This window comes from Streptomyces sp. NBC_00887 (assembly GCF_045207585.1).
Genome location: NZ_CP108788.1, coordinates 6851144 through 6869128 on the forward strand (window position 1 = coordinate 6851144; position 17985 = coordinate 6869128).

At 70.8% G+C, this 17985-nt stretch carries 15 protein-coding genes and 1 other RNA gene; 14 read left to right on the forward strand and 2 right to left on the reverse strand.

Annotated elements, in window-relative coordinates:
• Window positions 1–13 precede the first annotated feature (13 nt).
• The 3 genes from OG844_RS31235 (at window position 14) to ssrA (ending at window position 2207) form a co-directional block, all read left to right on the forward strand.
• A complete protein-coding gene (locus OG844_RS31235) occupies window positions 14–1201 on the forward strand; it encodes a S41 family peptidase (RefSeq protein ID WP_406394779.1) in 1188 nt (395 codons plus the stop codon).
• Between the two features lie 18 nt (window positions 1202–1219).
• Entirely contained in the window at window positions 1220–1708 is a 489-nt protein-coding gene (smpB, locus tag OG844_RS31240; RefSeq protein WP_351176908.1) for an SsrA-binding protein SmpB, read from the forward strand.
• Window positions 1709–1818: 110 nt separating this feature from the next.
• Window positions 1819–2207: a transfer-messenger RNA gene (gene ssrA, locus OG844_RS31245) on the forward strand.
• Window positions 2208–2272: 65 nt separating this feature from the next.
• Here the strand turns inward: ssrA and OG844_RS31250 are convergent.
• Window positions 2273–3454: an MFS transporter gene (locus OG844_RS31250; protein WP_406394780.1), complete on the reverse strand. Its 1182-nt coding sequence runs from the start codon at window positions 3452–3454 to the stop codon at window positions 2273–2275.
• A gap of 84 nt (window positions 3455–3538) precedes the next feature.
• Here OG844_RS31250 and OG844_RS31255 point away from each other — a divergent pair, with 84 nt between their 5' ends.
• The 7 genes from OG844_RS31255 (at window position 3539) to OG844_RS31285 (ending at window position 12340) form a co-directional block, all read left to right on the forward strand.
• On the forward strand, window positions 3539–4519 hold the full coding sequence (locus OG844_RS31255; protein ID WP_406394782.1) for a LysR family transcriptional regulator: 981 nt from the start codon (window positions 3539–3541) through the stop codon (window positions 4517–4519).
• A 153-nt stretch (window positions 4520–4672) separates the two neighbouring features.
• On the forward strand, window positions 4673–5341 hold the full coding sequence (locus OG844_RS31260; RefSeq protein WP_406394784.1) for a hypothetical protein: 669 nt from the start codon (window positions 4673–4675) through the stop codon (window positions 5339–5341).
• 4 nt (window positions 5342–5345) lie between these two features.
• The gene (locus tag OG844_RS31265) at window positions 5346–7544 is read left to right on the forward strand and encodes a glycosyltransferase (RefSeq protein ID WP_406394785.1); all 2199 of its coding nucleotides are present in this window, start codon (window positions 5346–5348) and stop codon (window positions 7542–7544) included.
• The gene (locus tag OG844_RS31270; RefSeq protein WP_406394787.1) at window positions 7541–8998 is read left to right on the forward strand and encodes an acyltransferase family protein; all 1458 of its coding nucleotides are present in this window, start codon (window positions 7541–7543) and stop codon (window positions 8996–8998) included. The genes OG844_RS31265 and OG844_RS31270 overlap by 4 nt, the downstream gene beginning before the upstream one ends.
• Window positions 8999–9151: 153 nt before the next feature.
• Entirely contained in the window at window positions 9152–10483 is a 1332-nt protein-coding gene (locus tag OG844_RS31275; RefSeq protein WP_406394789.1) for a nitrate/nitrite transporter, read from the forward strand.
• A gap of 130 nt (window positions 10484–10613) precedes the next feature.
• Window positions 10614–11756, forward strand: a complete 1143-nt coding sequence (locus OG844_RS31280; RefSeq protein WP_406394790.1) for a uroporphyrinogen-III synthase — start codon at window positions 10614–10616, stop codon at window positions 11754–11756.
• Between the two features lie 20 nt (window positions 11757–11776).
• A complete protein-coding gene (locus OG844_RS31285; RefSeq protein WP_406394791.1) occupies window positions 11777–12340 on the forward strand; it encodes a GNAT family N-acetyltransferase in 564 nt (187 codons plus the stop codon).
• Here OG844_RS31285 and OG844_RS31290 read toward each other — a convergent pair.
• Window positions 12273–12878, reverse strand: coding sequence for a GNAT family N-acetyltransferase (locus OG844_RS31290; RefSeq protein ID WP_406394793.1), 606 nt, complete (start codon window positions 12876–12878; stop codon window positions 12273–12275). The genes OG844_RS31285 and OG844_RS31290 overlap by 68 nt on opposite strands.
• A gap of 109 nt (window positions 12879–12987) precedes the next feature.
• Here OG844_RS31290 and OG844_RS31295 point away from each other — a divergent pair, with 109 nt between their 5' ends.
• From OG844_RS31295 to OG844_RS31310, 4 genes are all read left to right on the forward strand, one after another.
• Window positions 12988–13578: a CGNR zinc finger domain-containing protein gene (locus OG844_RS31295; RefSeq protein WP_406394795.1), complete on the forward strand. Its 591-nt coding sequence runs from the start codon at window positions 12988–12990 to the stop codon at window positions 13576–13578.
• A 103-nt stretch (window positions 13579–13681) separates the two neighbouring features.
• A complete protein-coding gene (locus tag OG844_RS31300) occupies window positions 13682–14269 on the forward strand; it encodes a sigma-70 family RNA polymerase sigma factor (RefSeq protein WP_329210482.1) in 588 nt (195 codons plus the stop codon).
• Entirely contained in the window at window positions 14266–15141 is an 876-nt protein-coding gene (locus OG844_RS31305; RefSeq protein ID WP_406394796.1) for an anti-sigma factor family protein, read from the forward strand. The genes OG844_RS31300 and OG844_RS31305 overlap by 4 nt, the downstream gene beginning before the upstream one ends.
• 84 nt (window positions 15142–15225) lie before the next feature.
• Window positions 15226–17601: a HelD family protein gene (locus OG844_RS31310; protein ID WP_406394798.1), complete on the forward strand. Its 2376-nt coding sequence runs from the start codon at window positions 15226–15228 to the stop codon at window positions 17599–17601.
• Window positions 17602–17985: the final 384 nt, after the last annotated feature.

A 17985-nucleotide genomic window follows, 5' to 3' on the forward strand; every position in this document is an offset into this window, starting at 1 on the left:
TAGACTCGGCGCCATGCCGGGCCTCACGCACCGATTGAACCCCCGCGGTCTCTACCGCGGGGCGGCCCTGACATTGGTCTTCGCGAGCGTGCTCGCCACCGCCGCGGCCACAGGGTCCCTGCCGCGGCAGGAGGACACCGCGGCGGAGATAAAGACCCGTTCCGTCTCCTCCACCGTCGGTTCCGTCGACCGTGAGGAGATCGCGGAAGCGGCGGCCGAGGCCGAGGCCGACGGGAAGTCCGGGACGGACGCGGCGGCGGAGGTCGTCAGCCGCAGCGGGGACCGCTGGGGAGCGGTGTACGACGAGCGCGAGTACAAGGACTTCGAGCAGGCACTGGACGGCTCGTACACCGGAGTGGGCATCTCCGCGCAGCGCTCGGCCCGCGGGGATGTCGTCGTGACGGGCGTCCAGCCCGGCGGACCCGCGGACCGGGCCGGTGTCCGCAAGGGCGACCTGCTGCGTACGGTCGACGGCCGCCGGGTCGAGAAGCGCCCCGTCGCCGATGTCGTCGCCCTGCTGCGCGGCGACCGTTCGGGAGCGGTCGAGGGCACCTCCGTGGTCCTCGGGCTCCGGCGAGGTGCGCACTCCTGGACCGAGACCCTGTACCGGGCCCGGCTCGCCACGCAGGCCGTCACCGTGCGGCGGCTGGGCGGGGAGGCTTCCTCCGCCGTGCTGATCAAGGTCGCCGCCTTCACCAAGGGCGCGGGTACCGCTGTCCGCGACGCCGTGCGCACGGCTCCGGGGGAAGCGGGGATCCTCCTGGACCTCCGGGCCAACTCGGGCGGGCTGGTCACCGAGGCCGTCACGGCTTCCTCGGCCTTCCTGGACGGCGGGCTCGTCGCCACCTACGACGTGCACGGCGAGCAGCGCGCCCTCTACGCCGACCCCGGCGGCGACACCGACCGGCCCGTGGTCGTCCTCGTGGACGGCGGCACGATGAGCGCGGCCGAGTTGCTGACCGGTGCCCTGCAGGATCGGGGCAGGGCCGTGACCGTCGGATCGCGCACCTTCGGCAAGGGCTCCGTGCAGATGCCCAGCAAGCTGCCGGGCGGCTCGGTCGCCGAGCTGACCGTCGGGCAGTACCGCACTCCGGCGGGTCGCAGCGTCGAAGGACACGGCATCACACCGGACGTCGGGGCGGGTTCCAGGGCCCAGCAGCGGGCCGAGGCAGTATTGATTGGCCTCGGGGGTGGGTCGTAGTGCGAAAATGACCGCACTATGGCCAAGGAAAAAGACACCGGGCGCAAGATGATCGCGCAGAACAAGAAGGCACGGCACGACTACCTCATCATCGACACCTACGAGTGCGGCCTCGTACTCATGGGCACCGAGGTCAAGTCGCTGCGGATGGGCCGGGCCTCGCTGGTGGACGGCTTCGTCCAGATCGACGGCAATGAGGCGTGGCTGCACAACGTCCATGTCCCGGAGTACGTGCAGGGGACCTGGACCAACCATGCGGCCAAGCGGAAGCGCAAGCTGCTGCTGCACCGGGCCGAGATCGACAAGCTCGCGTCGAAGACGCAGGAGACGGGCCACACCATCGTGCCCCTCGCGCTGTACTTCAAGGACGGCCGGGTCAAGGTCGAGATCGCGCTCGCGAAGGGCAAGAAGGAGTACGACAAGCGCCAGACGCTGAGGGAGAAGCAGGACACGCGGGAGACGAACCGCGCGATCTCCGCAGTCCGCCGGCGCCAGCGGAGCGCGTAGTACGGGCTCCCGGCCCGGAGCCGTCGTAATAGGGTGGCCCCGGCCTGCGTCGGTCACGTACGATGGGCCGTGCACCTCGCAGAAGGTGTGCGCATTTGAAAAAACAACATGGGGATGATCGGTTTCGACAGCGGATGTCGAAGCAGGGGAAGCGAGTCGAGGAAGCGGCAATGATCTCGTTAACCATATGTCGCAACCAATAATCGCCAATTCCAAGAGCGATTCCCAGTCCTTCGCCCTCGCTGCCTAATAAGCAGTGAGTGAGGGACCCTTAATGGGTGTCAGCCCGGGGGTGTTCCCGACCCGGATCCTGGCATAATCTAGGGGACTAAACCACTGAGTCCGGTCACGGGGCTCGGTGGGAAATCAAACAGTGACTGGGCCCGTCGGAGACTTGTTCGCGAGATCTCCGGGGCCGAGAAAAGCGTAGCGAACTGCACTCGGAGAAGCCCTGGTTCCGCACCGTTGGACGCGGGTTCGATTCCCGCCATCTCCACAATTCCCATGTGAACGAGGACCCCGTTGCCCCAGGCAGCGGGGTCCTCGTTTTTTCTCTGTGCGGCCTCAGGCCCTGCGTATCCCGGCCGCGGCCACCACCAGCGCCAGGGCCGCCGCACACATCGGTACGGCATAGCCGGTGGCCGTTCCGGAGTGCTCGACCAGCCGGCCGCCTACCGCCGAACCCACGGCGACTCCGCCGAGCAGCGCGGTGACCGAGAGCGTCATGCCCTCGTTGAGCTGCGCCTGCGGGGTGAGCCGCTGCACCAGCGTCATCACGCTGACCATGGTGGGCGCCGTGGCCGCACCTGCCACCAGCAGGGAGCCCGCGAGGACGAACAGGGAGCCGGTCGTGGCCGCGGCGATCAGGGGGAGCGACATGAGCACGGTCATCCCCGTGAGGCAGAGCAGCAGCCGGCGCCGGATGTCCGCGGCTGGGCGCAGCGACCCGTACAGCAGCCCTGCCACGCAGGAGCCTCCCGCCTGGAGAGCGAGGATCGCCCCCCCGGCGTGGGCGATCGAGACGATCTCCAGGGCGCCGAACACCGCACCCGTCGCGAGGAACGTGGTGAGCAGGGCGGGCATGCCGGGCGTCCGCAGGGGAGAGGTCGCGTCGGTACGGGGTGCCACCGGGGGTTCGGTCGCCCGTTGCGCGGCGAAGATCAGGACGCCGGTCATCAGGAGGATCGCGCCGACGAGGGTGCCCGCTTCGGGGAACAGCGCCCCGCACAGGGTGGCGGCCAGGACCGGGCCGAGCATGAAGCACAGCTCGTCGGCGGCCTGTTCGAAGGAGTTCGCGGTGTGCAGCGCCGCCGGGTCGCCCCGGTGCAGATGCGCCCAGCGTGCCCGGGACATGCCTCCGGTGTTCGGGGTGGTGGCCGTGGCGACGTACGCGGCGAAGAGTGTCCAGACAGGGGCGTCGTAGTGCACGCAGAGCAGCAGGGCGAGTGAGCCGAGCGTCGCGATCGCGGTGGCCGGCACCGCGATCCTGGCCTGGCCGTACCGGTCGACGAGCCGCGCCGTCCAGGGGGCCACCAGGGCCGTCGCGGCGAGTCCGGTGGCGGTGACGGCGCCTGCGAGGGCGTACGAATCGTGTGCACCGGCGATCATGATGACGGCGCTGACGCTGAACATCCCCATGGGCAGCCGGGCGAGGAGGTTGCCCGCGGTGAACGCGCGGGCGCCGGGGCCGACGAGCAGACGGAGGTACGGGTTGCCTGCGGGGGAGGCAGCGGTTTTCTGGAGCACGGGCCAACCCTCACCGCGCGTGGCCCGTGCCGTCCAACACCTTCTCCGCGCAGATTCACGCATCGTTGTTGTAAATTCCGACGTGTGTCCGCCTCCTCGCCCTCCGATACCGATCCCCGGCTTCTACGCGCCTTCGTCGCTGTGGCCGAGGAGCTGCACTTCACCCGTGCCGCCGCCCGGCTCTACGTCGCGCAGCAGGCGCTGAGCCGGGACATCCGCCGACTGGAGCGCGAGCTCGGCACGGAGCTCTTCGAGCGGACCACCCGCCAGGTGTCGCTCACCCCGGACGGGGAACGCCTCCTCCCGTACGCCCGTCGGGTGCTCGACGCCCACGCCGAGCTTGCCGCCGCCTTCGACGACCCGGCAGCCCGCCCGCTGCTCGTCGACCTCAACATCGACGGGATGACCGCGGCGCGGGTCCTGACCAGGGCGCGGGAGCTCGCGCCGGAGTGCGAACTGATGGCCCGCTTCGAGAGCGGTCTGACCTGGGCGGCGGGCGAAGTGCTCGCGGGGCGGCTCGATGCCTCCTTCGGCCGGGCGGCAGGGCTCGAGCCCACCGTCCTCTCCCGGCTCTCGGTACAGCCGGTGCGGTACGAGCCGATGGCCGTCCTGCTGCCGCACGATCATCACCTCGCCGGGCACCGCGTCGTCGCATTGGACGAACTGTCCGGGGAGACCGTCTACGCGGGGGCGGGCAATACGCGCACCCGGGAGTGGACCGAGCTCGCCGCCCGGCTCTTCGGCGAGTGGGGCATCGTGCTGGCCCCACCGGCTCCGCTGGCCGTCGGAGTGGCTGAATTTCAACGGGTGATGGCCAAGTCCAGGCATCCCGTCCTGACCGTCGTCGACTTCCCGCCGCTGCCGGGGGCGGTGGTCCGCCCGTTGGTCCGTCCCGTTCCACTGTCTCCGCTGCTGCTGGTATGGCGCACCGGGGCCAGGCACCCCGGTCTGGACGCGCTACGGGCTGCCGCGGCCGAACTGGCTGCGACAGAGGGATGGATGGTCAGGCCACCCGATTCGTGGCTGCCCGAAGCCGATGTGTCACTCATGCGTCACCGTTCATGAACAACACCTCACACGGGAGCCTGACGGTCACCGGCGTGCGCTACATTCAATGTTTCCGGGTGCACCGCGTGGGGGCGTACGGACAGGGTGGGGGCCCGGTCCGACGGCAGAAATCCAGTCATTCGCACGCACCCGACTCATTGAGTGGGGGAAGTGCGAACACCTGTGGAAAATTGGCGCGAAGGTACCCGTACCGGGCACACGCACGAGGCGAACGACGTCACCGTCCAGCTGGACGGGCTCGGTCGGCAGCTAGCCGAACTGCCTGTTGAACCGACTCCGCCGGACAACATCGACGGTCCGGTCTTCGTCGACGAGAGCGGCCGCCGCAGCAAGACGTACCGGCGCCTGGGCTGGGTACTCGCCGCGATCTGCGCCGTCTACGCGGTGACGCTGGTCGTCGCCGTGCTCGGCGGCAACTCCAGCGCTCCCTGGCTCCCTCTCTCCGGACAGGAGGAGAAGAAGTCGGGCGAGGCGGAGGTCCGGCCCGCCCCGAGCGACGGCACGGGATCGGTGGCCGGCACACCCGGGCCCACGCCCAGCTCCACCGCTTCCGGTCCTGGCCCCAGTACGGGTGCGACCGCGTCGGGCGGCGCGTCCGCCGGACCGGCATCGTCCGGCGCGGGTGCCTCGGCCTCCGCGAGCAACGCCCCGTCCAAGGGCAACGACGTCGCCACGCAGCCCGCTCCCGGGGCGTCGGCCTCCGAGACACAGCCCGCCAGCCCCCCGCCGTCGACCGACCCCGGGCCGGCCGAGTCGAGCCCGCCCCCGCCCGAAGAGTCCTCGGCCCCACCGGTGGTCCAACAAGAAGGCGCACAGTAAAAAAATGACAACCCCCGCCCCGCGGGGCAGGCACAACCGGAAGAAGAAGCGGACCGTCCGGCGCAGGCTTCCCATGCGCTACCTGCTTCCCTCGCTCCTCCTTGTCGCCCTGCTCGCCATGCTGATGCTGCGCGGATACGTGCACAGCGAGATCCTCGCCGACCACCGCATCCAGGACCCGGCCCCCACCACCCAGGTGCCGGACAGTGTTCTCGAAGGCGGTCCGGTCATCGACGCCCGGGCCAGGGGCGGGGCCGCGAAGACCCTGCGCATACCCGACCACAAGATCGTCCTGACCTTCGACGACGGCCCCGACCCGGTCTGGACCCCGCGCGTCCTGGACGAGCTCAAGAAGCACCACGCCCACGGCGTGTTCTTCGTCACCGGCACCATGGCCTCGCGCTACCCCGACCTCGTGGAACGCATGGTCGACGAGGGGCACGAGATCGGGCTGCACACGTTCAACCACCCCGACCTGTCCTTCCAGTCCACCAGCCGCATAGACCGGGAGCTCTCCCAGAACCAGCTGGTGCTGGCGGGCGCCGCCGGGATCCGCACGTCGCTGTTCCGGCCGCCGTACTCCTCGTTCTCCGACGCCATGGACAACAAGTCCTGGCCGGTCACGCAGTACATCGGCAGCCGCGGCTACCTCACCGTCGTGAACGACACCGACAGTGAGGACTGGAAGCGCCCCGGCGTGGACGCGATCATCGAGCGAGCCACGCCCAAGCACGGCAAGGGCGCCATCATTCTGATGCACGACTCCGGCGGCAACCGTGCCCAGACCGTGGCCGCCATCGGGAAGTTCCTGCCGCAGATGCAGGAGCGGGGCTACGCCTTCACCAACCTCACCGCCGCTCTCGGCGCACCCAGCGCGCACACCCCGGTCACCGGGTTCGCGCTCTGGAAGGGCAAGGCGTTCGTCACCGCCGTGGACATCTCCGAGCAGGTCACCAGCGTGCTGGTGGTCGGCCTCGCGGTGATCGGCGCGCTGGTCCTCGCCCGCTTCGGTCTCATGCTGCTGCTCTCCTTCCTGCACGCCAGGCGGGTGCGCCGCAAGGACTTCAGCTGGGGCGAACCCTTCACCCGCCCGGTGACGGTCCTCGTCCCCGCGTACAACGAGCGCGAGTGCATCGCCGCGACCGTGCGCTCGCTGGTGGCGAGCGACTACCCGATCGAGGTCATCGTCATCGACGACGGCTCGACGGACGGTACGGCCGACCTCGTCGACGAGATGTGGATCCCGAACGTCCGCGTCGTCCGCCAGCGCAACGCGGGAAAGCCGGCGGCACTGAACAACGGCATCGCGAACGCCCGCTACGACATCGTCGTGATGATGGACGGCGACACGGTGTTCGAACCCTCCACCGTGCGCGAGCTCGTACAGCCCTTCGCCGACCCCGGGGTCGGCGCGGTCGCGGGCAACGCCAAGGTCGGCAACCGTGACTCGCTGATCGGCGCCTGGCAGCACATCGAGTACGTGATGGGCTTCAACCTCGACCGCCGCATGTACGACATGCTGCGCTGCATGCCCACCATCCCCGGTGCGGTCGGCGCGTTCCGCCGGGACGCGCTGGACCGGATCGGCGGCATGAGCGAGGACACCCTCGCCGAGGACACCGACGTCACCATGGCCCTGCACCGCGACGGCTGGGACGTCGTCTACGCGGAGAACGCGCGGGCCTGGACCGAGGCCCCGGAGTCGGTGCAGCAGCTGTGGTCGCAGCGCTACCGGTGGTCGTACGGCACGATGCAGGCCATCTGGAAGCACCGCCGCGCCGTCATCGAACGGGGCCCTTCGGGCCGCTTCGGACGGGTCGGACTGCCGTTCGTCTCCCTGTTCATGGTCGTCGCCCCGCTGCTGGCGCCCCTCATCGACGTCTTCCTGCTGTACGGACTGGTCTTCGGTCCGACGGGGAAGACGGTCGCCGCCTGGTTCGGTGTCCTGCTGGTGCAGGCGGTCTGCGCCGCGTACGCGTTCCGGCTCGACCGGGAGCGCATGGTCCACCTGATCTCCCTGCCGCTCCAACAGATCCTCTACCGACAGCTCATGTACGTGGTGCTGCTCCAGTCCTGGATCACCGCTCTCACCGGCGGCCGGCTGCGCTGGCAGAAGCTGCGCCGTACGGGAGCGGTGGAAGCGCCCGGTGCGACGCAGAGCCGCCGCAACGACGCGGGCAGGGACCGGAGGCCGGTCGCATGACCTACCCGAACCAACCCCGGCAGGACGGCCCGTACCCGCCGGACGGCGAGAACGGCCGGAACGACGCGACCGGGCAGTACGGCGCGGACGGCGAGTACGGCGAGATCGGCCGGCACGGCGAGACCGGCCGGCACGGTGAGTACGTCCAGTACCCGCCGGCCGGCAGGCCCTTCGCCGCGGAGCCCGCCGTCCCCGCACAGACCGTCCCCGGAGCCCGCCCGGCGCACGCCGGAGCGTTCCCGGACCCGACGCGGACGGCCCGCCATGCCGCCCCGCCCACCGCTCCGCACCCCGTGCCCGGTCCGGTGGCCGGCACGGGCGCCGCCCCGGCCGCCAAGCCGGGACGGGACCGCTACCTCGACGTCCTGAGGGCCGTGGCCCTCGTCCGCGTCGTCTTCTTCCACCTCTTCGGCTGGGCCTGGCTGACGGTCCTCTTCCCGTCCATGGGCGTGATGTTCGCCCTGGCCGGCTCGCTGATGGCCCGCTCTCTGGCCCGCCCCGCGGGAAGCGTGATCCGCAGCCGGCTGCGCAGGCTGCTGCCGCCGATGTGGGCGTTCTCGCTCGTCGTCGTGCCGGTGATGTTCGCGCTGAGCTGGAAGCCCGTCCGCGAGGAGGGGCTGTGGTGGTTCATCAAGATCGCCTACTACATCTTCCCGGTGGGCACCCCGCCGTACCCGGAGGAGAGCGGCTCGACCGGTGGCTGGCTGGAGCTGACCTGGGCCGACCAGGCGGCGGGCCCGCTCTGGTACCTCCGCGCCTACCTCTGGTTCGTGCTCGCCTCGCCCCTGCTGCTCAAGGCGTTCCGCAGGCTGCCGTGGGTGACGATGCTCGCCCCGATCGGCCTCACGGCCGTGATCGGCACCGGCCTGGTGACGGTCCCCGGCACGTTCGGCGAGGGTCTCACCGACTTCGCCGTGTTCGGCTCCTGCTGGATCCTGGGCTTCGCCCACAACGACGGGCTGCTGAAGGAGATCCCGCGCTACCTGGCGGTGTCGTCCGCCGCGATCGTCATGGGCTTCGGCCTGTGGTGGGCGTCCGGCCACCTCACCGAGGAGGGCTGGAACCTGGACGAGATCCCGCTGGCCCAGGCCACCTGGTCCCTCGGCTTCTGCGCGATCCTGCTCGTGTACGCGCCGTCCTGGCAGAAGCTCCCCGGAAAGCTCGCCGGGTGGGACAGCCTGGTCACGCTGGCCAACAACAGGGCCGTGACGATCTACCTGTGGCACAACCTGCTGCTGATGGCCGCCGTGCAACTCGTCGACGAACTCTGGTCCGTCCCGTGGTTCGGCGACACCTTCGGCACGTACATAGAGCAGTCGTACCAGGTGCTGGTCCTCATCGTGATCTGGCCGCTGATAGGGCTGGCGATCCTGGCGTTCGGCTGGGTCGAGGACGTCGCCGCGAAGCGCCGGCCCCGCCTGTGGCCCAACGGGGCGGACAAGCGCCGGGCCTGAAGCCGGTGACAGGGGTGCGGTGGGCCCGGCTCACCGCACCCCCGACGGCCGAGTGAGAGCAAGGTTGCGCACCGGTCACCTCGCGGCACCGCACCGAAACGCGGGTTCCATAGCGTCGGCAGGACAACACCCCGACCCCTGTGGAGGCGCGTGATGGCCGGTCGTTGGATCGAACAGTGGGAGCCGGAGGACGAGACCTTCTGGCGCGAGTCCGGCGAGCGTGTGGCACGGCGGAACCTGTGGTTCTCCGTGCTCTCGGAGCACATCGGATTCTCGATCTGGTCCCTGTGGTCCGTCATGGTCCTGTTCATGGGACCGGAGTACGGGATCGACCCGGCCGGGAAGTTCTTCCTGATCTCCACGGCCACCCTGGTCGGTGCCATCGTCCGGGTGCCGTACACCTTCGCGGTCGCGCTGTTCGGCGGGCGCAACTGGACCGTGTTCAGCGCGCTGACGCTCCTGGTGCCGACCGTCGCCGCGTTCATGGTGATGGAACCCGGGACCTCGTACACCACCTTCCTCGTCGTCGCCGGGCTCACCGGTATCGGCGGCGGCAACTTCGCCTCCTCGATGACGAACATCAACGCCTTCTTCCCGCTCCGCAAGAAGGGCTGGGCCCTCGGGCTCAACGCGGGCGGCGGAAACATCGGCGTCCCCGTCGTCCAGCTCATCGGCCTGCTGGTGATCGGTACGGCAGGCGCCGCGCACCCGCGGATCGTGCTCGGGATCTACGTACCGCTGATCATCGTCTCCGCACTCTGCGCCGCCTTCCGGATGGACAACCTCCGGCCCGTCCAGAACGACACCGGGGCCGCTCTCCAGGCCGTACGTGAGCCGCACACCTGGATCATGGCGGTGCTCTACATCGGCACCTTCGGCTCGTTCATCGGCTACAGCTTCGCCTTCGGCCTCGTCCTGCAGACGCAGTTCGGCCGCACCCCGCTGCAGGCCGCCTCGCTCACCTTCATCGGACCGCTGCTCGGCTCCCTGATCAGGCCCGCGGGCGGCTGGCTCGCCGACCGTTACGGCGGCGCCCGGATCACCCTGTGGAACTTCGCGGCGATGGCCGCGGCGACCGGTGTCGTCGTCTACGCCTCGGGGATCGAGTCGCTCTCCGTCTTCCTCATCGGATTCATCGCCCTGTTCGTGCTGACGGGACTCGGCAACGGTTCGACGTTCAAGATGATCCCGGGCATCTTCCACGCCAAGGGGATCAGCAAGGGCCTGCGCGGCGAGGAGGCCGCGGCGTACGGACGGCGGCTGTCCGGTGCGGCCATGGGGCTCATCGGGGCGGTCGGCGCACTGGGCGGCCTCGCGATCAACCTCGCCTTCCGCCAGTCCTTCGCGACCTCGGGCGCCGGGACGGCCGCCTTCTGGTCCTTCCTGCTCTTCTACGCCGTCTGCTTCACCCTCACGTGGGCGGTATACCTTCGCCGGACCGCGCCCGTGCCCTCGAAGCCCCAGCTCAGCTATGCCGAGGTGTGAGGATGACCACAGGGCGTCGGGCGACGTAACGGGCGGGAAATACAGGTGAACCGAGACTGTCACGCAGGGTTGGCAGTCTCGGTCCTCCGCACCATCGAGCAGCAGCGGGACGAGAGCCGGGTATCACGCCATGCACGACGACGCACAACACGGGCCCCTCGCGGGCTTCACGGTCGGGGTGACCGCCGCCCGTCGCGCCGAGGAGCTCGGGACGCTCCTCCAGCGGAGGGGCGCGGCGGTCCTGCACGCCCCCGCCCTGCGGATCGTGCCGCTCGCCGACGACAGCGAGCTCCTGGCCGCCACCAAGGAACTGATCGACGACGCACCCGATGTCGTGATCGCCACCACGGCGATCGGCTTCCGGGGCTGGGTGGAGGCAGCCGACGGCTGGGGCATCGGCGACCAGCTCCTGGACCTGCTGCGCGGCGTCGAACTGCTGGCCCGCGGCCCCAAGGTCAAGGGCTCCATCCGGGCCGCCGGGCTCACCGAGGCCTGGTCGCCCGGGTCCGAGTCGATGGCCGAGGTGCTGGACCGGCTGCTCGGCGAGGGCGTCGACGGACGCCGGGTCGCCCTCCAGCTGCACGGCGAACCGCTGCCCGGCTTCGTCGAGGCGCTCCGGGCGGCGGGCGCCGAGGTCGTCGGCGTACCCGTCTACCGGTGGATGTCCCCGGAGGACATCGCCCCGCTCGACCGGATGCTCGACGTCACGGTCGCCCGCGGTCTGGACGCCCTCACCTTCACCAGCGCCCCCGCCGCCGCCTCGTACCTGAACCGGGCCGAGGCACGCGGAATGCTCCCCGAGGTCCTGTCCGCCCTGCAGCACGACGTCGTCACGGCCTGCGTGGGACCGGTCACCGCGCTGCCCCTGCAGGCCCGGGGCATCGACACCGTCCAGCCGGAACGCTTCCGGCTCGGCCCGCTCGTCCAGGTGCTCTGCACCCAGCTGCCCGCCCGTGCCCGCACGCTTCCGGTCGCCGGGCACACGCTGGAGATCCGCGGGCAGGCCGCGCTGGTCGACGGCGCCCTGCGCCCGGTGCCGCCCGCGGGCATGGCCCTCCTGCACACACTGGCCCGCAAGCCGGGCTGGGTGGTGTCGCGCGCCGATCTGCTGCGGGCGCTGCCCGGCAGCGGCACGGACGAGCACGCGGTGGAGACGGCGATGGCCCGGCTCCGTACGGCGCTGGGCGTGGCCAGGCTGATCCAGACGGTCGTCAAGCGCGGCTACCGGCTGGCGCTGGACCCGTCCGCCGACACCAAGTACGCGGATTCCTGACGGGTCGCTACCGTGCGGGGATGATCAACGACACCCATCCCCTGGTCGCGGGCGTCCGGCTGAGGCCCGTGACGCCCGGCGACGCCGAGTCCTTGGCCGAGACCCTGACCCGCAGCCGTGCCTACATGCGCCGCTGGGAGCCCGTACGGCCCGAGGCCTTCTACACCCCGCGGGGCCAGGTCCAGCGCCTGGCAGGGCTGCTGGCGGACCGGGCCGACGGGCGTGCCATGCCCTGGGTACTGGCCGACGAGGAGGACCGGGTGGTGGGCGCGATGACGCTGGCGTCGATCGAGCGCGGTCCGTTCCGCAACGCCAGGCTCGGCTACTGGGTCGACGTCGACCGGGCGGGCCAGGGGCTGGCGACCGCCGCCGTCCGCCGGGTCTGCGAGGTGGCGCGTGACGGGCTCGGGCTGCACCGTATCGAGGCCGGGACGGTCGTGGACAACACGGCCTCGCAACGGGTGCTGGCGAAGGCCGGGTTCGAGCTCATCGGTACGGCGCCGCGCTATCTCCACATCAACGGTGCGTGGCAGGACCACCGGCTGTTCCAGCGGATCCTGCACGACGGACCGCCGCAGCGCTGAACGGTGCGTGCCGGACGTGCCGGTGACCGTCGAGCGGGTACTGCGGCGGCAGGGCGGAGATGACCTCGGCGAGCGCGTAGCCGGCCTTCTCCGCGACCCGGCAGGACGCCTCGTTGTCCACCTGGTGGAGCAGCTCCAGCCGCCGCAGGCCCTCTGCGGCGAACGTGGCGAACGCCCAGTCGGTGAGCGCCTGGAGGGCCTGTGAGGCCACGCCGCGGCCGCGTGCCGCCGCCGTGGTCCAGTAGCCCGCCTCGGCGCTCTCAGCGCCCGGTACGGGGCGTTTCAGGGCGAGGTTGCCCACGAGTCGGCCTCCCCTCCCCGTATCGGTCACGGCGAAGCTGAGGCGGCTGCCGGACGCCCAGCCGTCCCGCTGGACCGCCAGCCACCGCTCCGCGTCCGCGACGCCGGACACCTGGGTGTGCAGCCAGTGCCGCATCGCCGGGTCGTCGTACGCCGCGAGAAGCGCCGGGATGTCGTCCGGGCGCCAGGGGCGCATCAGCAGCGGCCCGGCCGTCAGGGTGACCGTCTCCTCGTTCATGGGGACACGGTACGGCGGTGGCCCGGGCGGCAGGAGGGGTTCCGGGCGGGGCCGGGGACGGGCACTCTGGAGGTGACTCCCACGGTGACCCCAGGGCGGTGACAGGCGCATGGCGGCGGGCACGAGCTCGTACGGCCGGCGTTTCGACGCGGGCCGAATCTGTCTGGATCTGGTGGCGACGGGGGTGGGGAACCCCGGAGCGTGCGAGCGGTTGGACCGTCCCGCCCGGCTCGCCGACTGGCTGGTGGCGTCCGGGCTGGTCCCGAAGGGGACGCCGCTGACCGCCGTGGACGACAACTGGGTGGCGCGCTTCCGGGAGTTACGGGCGGGCATCGACCTGCTGGTGACGGCCGAGCTGGCCGGCCGTGGCGACGACGGCGCCCTGGACCGGATCAACGCGCTCGCGGCCGTGCCGACCCCCGGCCTGCGGGCCGTACGGGGCAAGGGCGGCGTCCTCGTACGGGCGCTGAGCGCCGGCGCCGCGTGCGACGGGCTGCTGGCGGCGGTGGCCCGGGACGCCGTGGACCTGCTGACGGATCCGGTGGCCAGGGAGGGGCTGCGCCGCTGCGAGGGCGACGCCTGCCGACGGCTCTACCTGGACACGTCGCGGGGGCGGCGGCGCCGCTGGTGCTCCAGCGAGGTCTGCGGCAACCGGGAGCGGGTGGCCCGGCACCGCCGCCGGGTCAGGACCGTTCCGTAGGACGCACGTCGCGAAAGAAAGTTGTGAGTCCGTTGAATGAACCGGCACCCGCGTGCGTATCGATGGTCACAGAGCTCGACAGGGTCTCGACCAGGAGGATCGTGTGCGCAAGGATGCGGCCGTGGCCGATGACCGTCCGCACAGGGCTCGACATCGCAGTGAACCGCCCCGATCTCCCTCCGACGTCCCCGACGAGGAGCTGATGCGGGCGCTCTACCGCGAACACGCCGGTCCTCTGCTCGCTTACGTGCTCCGCCTTGTCGCGGGTGACCGCCAGCGGGCCGAGGACGTTGTGCAGGAAACGCTCATCCGTGCCTGGAAGAACGCCGGTTCGCTCAACCGGGCCACCGGCTCAGTCCGCCCCTGGCTGGTGACGGTCGCCCGGCGCATCGTCATCGACGGCCACCGCAGCCGGCAGGCCCGGCCGCGCGAGGTCGATCCGTCGCCGCTGGAGGTCATTCCCGCGGAGGACGAGATTGACAAGGCGTTGTGGCTGATGACGCTCTCGGACGCGCTCGACGATTTGACCCCGGCTCACCGGGAAGCATTGGTCGAGACCTACTTCAAGGGCCGTACGGTCAACGAGGCCGCCGAGGTGCTCGGCATCCCCAGCGGGACTGTGCGATCCCGGGTTTTCTACGCACTTCGTTCGATGAAGCTCGCACTCGAAGAGAGGGGGATCACGGCATGAGCGACCACGAGTGGCAGCCGTTCGGGCCCCGGTCGACGGGTCCCCGTGGGCCCTCGGGGCCGTCAGGCCCTCCACGCCCGTCCGCGGGCCCCTTCGAGTTCCCCGTGGAAGGCCCGGAGCACGACGCCGCCGGTGCCTATGTCCTGGGCATCCTGGACGACGCCGAGGCGAGCGCCTTCGAGGCGCATCTGGCCGGCTGTGCGCTGTGCGCCGCCCACCTCGACGAATTCGCCGGGATGGAACCCATGCTGGCGATGCTCGCGGAGGCTCCCGCGGCCCTCCCCGGCGCCCGCCCCGTCCCGCACGTCCCCGACAGGCCGGCGCCGCGACTGCTGGACAGCCTGGTCGACGAGGTCGCGCAGAAACGGGCTCAGCGGCGGCGGCGCAGCAGGTATCTGATCGCGGCGGCCGCGGTTCTCGTGATCGGCGGCCCCGTGGTCGCGGTCACGGCCACGGGCGACGACAGCGCCGGGAAGTCGGTCCAGGCGGCCGATCCCCATCCGACGAGCCCGGCCGAGGACGCCTTCTTCCACCACATGACGGAGAAGCTCCGGGCGACGGATCCCACCACCCGGGTCGACGCCACGGTCGGAATGGAGCCCAAGGCCTGGGGGACGCACACGGTCCTGCAGCTGAAGAACGTCAAAGGCCCGCAGAAATGCAGCCTGATCGCCGTGTCCAAGACCGGCGAGGAGGAGATCGTCACCTCCTGGTCCGTTCCGAAGTGGGGGTACGGAATCGAGAATTCCACCCACGCGAGTGCGAAGTACCCGCTGTACGTGCACGGCGGCGCGGCGATGGCGCGCGACGACATCGACCACTTCGAGGTGCGGACCTTCGACGGCGAGCGGCTGGTGGAGATCGACGCGTAAACGCAATACGGGCGGCAGGTGCGCCGGGGGCCCCTCTTCGCGTACGGTTGACGGCTGCCCAATGCACGTCAGAAGGGGGCCTCGGTGGCCGCGCAGGATGCCGCTGTCGATTCGTTGCGGGACCGGGAAATCGGTGTCGAACAAGTACATCTGGACCGGGTCTACCACCGTCTCGAAGAGAAGATCGACGAGGCGGAATTTCTCATGCACGACGCCGGCAAGCGGGGGCAGGTCGGTACGCCGGGCGCACTCGCGGAGCGGGACGCCCAGGTCTTCCGTGCCGGGGTCCACCTCAACCGGCTGAACAGTGAGTTCGAGGACTTCCTCTTCGGGCGGATCGACCTCCTCCACGGCAAGGACGGCGAACGCGGCCCGGACGGCGCCTTCACCTCCGTCGAGCCCGCCGACGACGCCGTACGGGAGGACAGCACCGCCGATGTCGCCGAGACGCTGCACATCGGCCGCATAGGAGTACTCGACTCCGACTACGCACCCCTGGTGATCGACTGGCGTGCCCCGGCCGCCGCGCCGTTCTACCGGTCGACGCCCAAGGACCCGGGCAGGGTCGTACGCCGACGGGTCATCCGCTCCAAGGGCCGCAAGGTCCTCGGGGTCGAGGACGACCTGATGCGTCCGGAGCTGACCGCGTACCTGGGCGGAGACAAGCTGCCCGTCATCGGCGACGGTGCCCTGATGGCCGCGCTGGGCCAGGCCCGAAGCCACACCATGCGGGACATCGTCTCGTCGATCCAGGCCGAGCAGGACATGGTGATCCGCGCCCCCGCCGCCTCCGTCACGGAGGTCTCCGGAGGGCCCGGGACCGGCAAGACCGCGGTCGCCCTGCACCGGGCCGCGTATCTGCTCTACCAGGACCGGCGCCGGTACGCGGGCGGCATCCTCGTCGTCTCGCCGACGCCGCTCCTGGTCGCGTACACCGAAGGGGTGCTGCCCTCGCTCGGAGAGGAGGGCCAGGTCGCGATCCGTGCCGTCGGCTCGCTGTCCGACGAGGCGGCGGGCATCGAGGGCGCCACCACGTACGACGAGCCGGCCGTGGCCCGGATCAAGGGCTCCTCCCGGATGCTGCACGTGCTGCGCAAGGTGGCCCGCGGGGCGCTGGAGCAGCCCGCGCCCCGGCCCGCCTCCCAGGAGGGGCAGCTGGCGTTCGGAGAGGCGGAGGCCCCGGACGCGGCCGTCACCCCCACCCAGCTGAGGGTGGTGGCCTTCGGCGCTCGCGTCGAGCTGAACGGGGACGAGCTCCGGCGCATCCGGCACAACGTGCTCGGCGGCACCGCTCCCGTCAACCTGCTGCGCCCGCGCGCCCGCAAACTGCTCCTGGACGCCCTGTGGAACAAGTCGTCGGGCCGGGGCCGCTACACCGACCCCGAGCTCGCCGCGGAGCTCCGTTCGTCGTTCGACGAGGACGTCTCCACGGAGACACCGTTCCTCATGTTCCTGAACGCCTGGTGGCCGGAACTCACCCCTCGCGGGGTGCTGGCCGCGATGGCCGACGAGCGGCGGCTCGGCCGTTGGGCGCGCAGGATCCTCAACCAGGGCGAGGTGCGCCGTCTCGCCCGTTCGCTGAAGCGGCTGGACGAGGACGGCAAGGGCCCGCTCTCCGTCCATGACGTGGCGCTCCTGGACGAGCTGCAGACGCTGCTGGGAACCCCGCACCGTCCGAAGCGGAAGCGCGAGCTCGACCCGCTGGACCAGCTCACGGGTCTGGAGGAGCTGATGCCGCAGCGCGAGGAGACCCAGCGCGAGCGGGCCGAGCGGCTGGCGGCGGAGCGCACGGAGTACGCGCACGTCATCGTCGACGAGGCGCAGGACCTGACGCCCATGCAGTGGCGCATGGTCGGCCGCCGCGGCCGGCACGCCACGTGGACGATCGTCGGCGACGCGGCGCAGTCCTCCTGGTCCGATCCGGACGAGGCGTCGGCGGCCCGGGACGAGGCGCTCGGCAACCGGCCCCGGCGCCGGTTCACCCTCACGGTCAACTACCGCAACCCGGCGGAGATCGCCGAGCTCGCGGCGAAGGTGCTGGCGCTCGCCATGCCGGGAATGGAGTCCCCGACCGCGGTCCGCTCGACGGGGGTGAAACCGCGCTTCGAGACCGTGCGGGACGGGGATCTCGCCGGGACGGTCCGCGAGGAGGCGCGCAGGCTCCTCGGCGAGGTGGACGGCACCGTGGGCGTGGTCGTGGCGATGGACCGGCGCGCGGAGGCCCGTGCCTGGCTGGCGGAGCTCGGCGAGCGGGTGGTGGCGCTGGGCAGCCTGGAGGCGAAGGGCCTGGAGTACGACGCCACGGTCGTCGTCTCGCCCGCGGAGATCGCGGACGAGTCCCCGGCCGGTCTGCGGGTGCTGTATGTGGCCCTCACCCGGGCGACGCAGCAGCTGACCGTGGTCTCGGGGGAGCGTGATCTGCCGGACGAGGACGGTGTTCCCGACCTGCTGAGGGACTGAGGCGAAGGGCTGCCGGGAAGCCGGCTGCTGAGGGCGGCGGTACTTTTCCGAGTCAACCCGTCGCGCAGGAATCACTTCTCCAGGGTGTTTGTTAGCCTGGTGTTGGCACCGGCTCGATCCAAGCCCCCGGGCCCAACCTTCGTCGCTACGAGCGACCACTTGCCGCGAGGCGAGCATGGCGGGTCGGTGCCACCTGAGTGAAGAGACAGACCCGCGTCACCCGAGGGTGGCGCGGGTCTGTTGTCGTTTCCGGGGGTGCGCGTCACCGGCAGGGGTTCCCTCGAACGAGTAGATTCTCGTATGGTGGAAAAAAATTTCCGAAAGGTGGCAGTCATTACCGGCTACCGGCCGGTAGGTGAAACGATCGGAACGCGCGTACGGGGT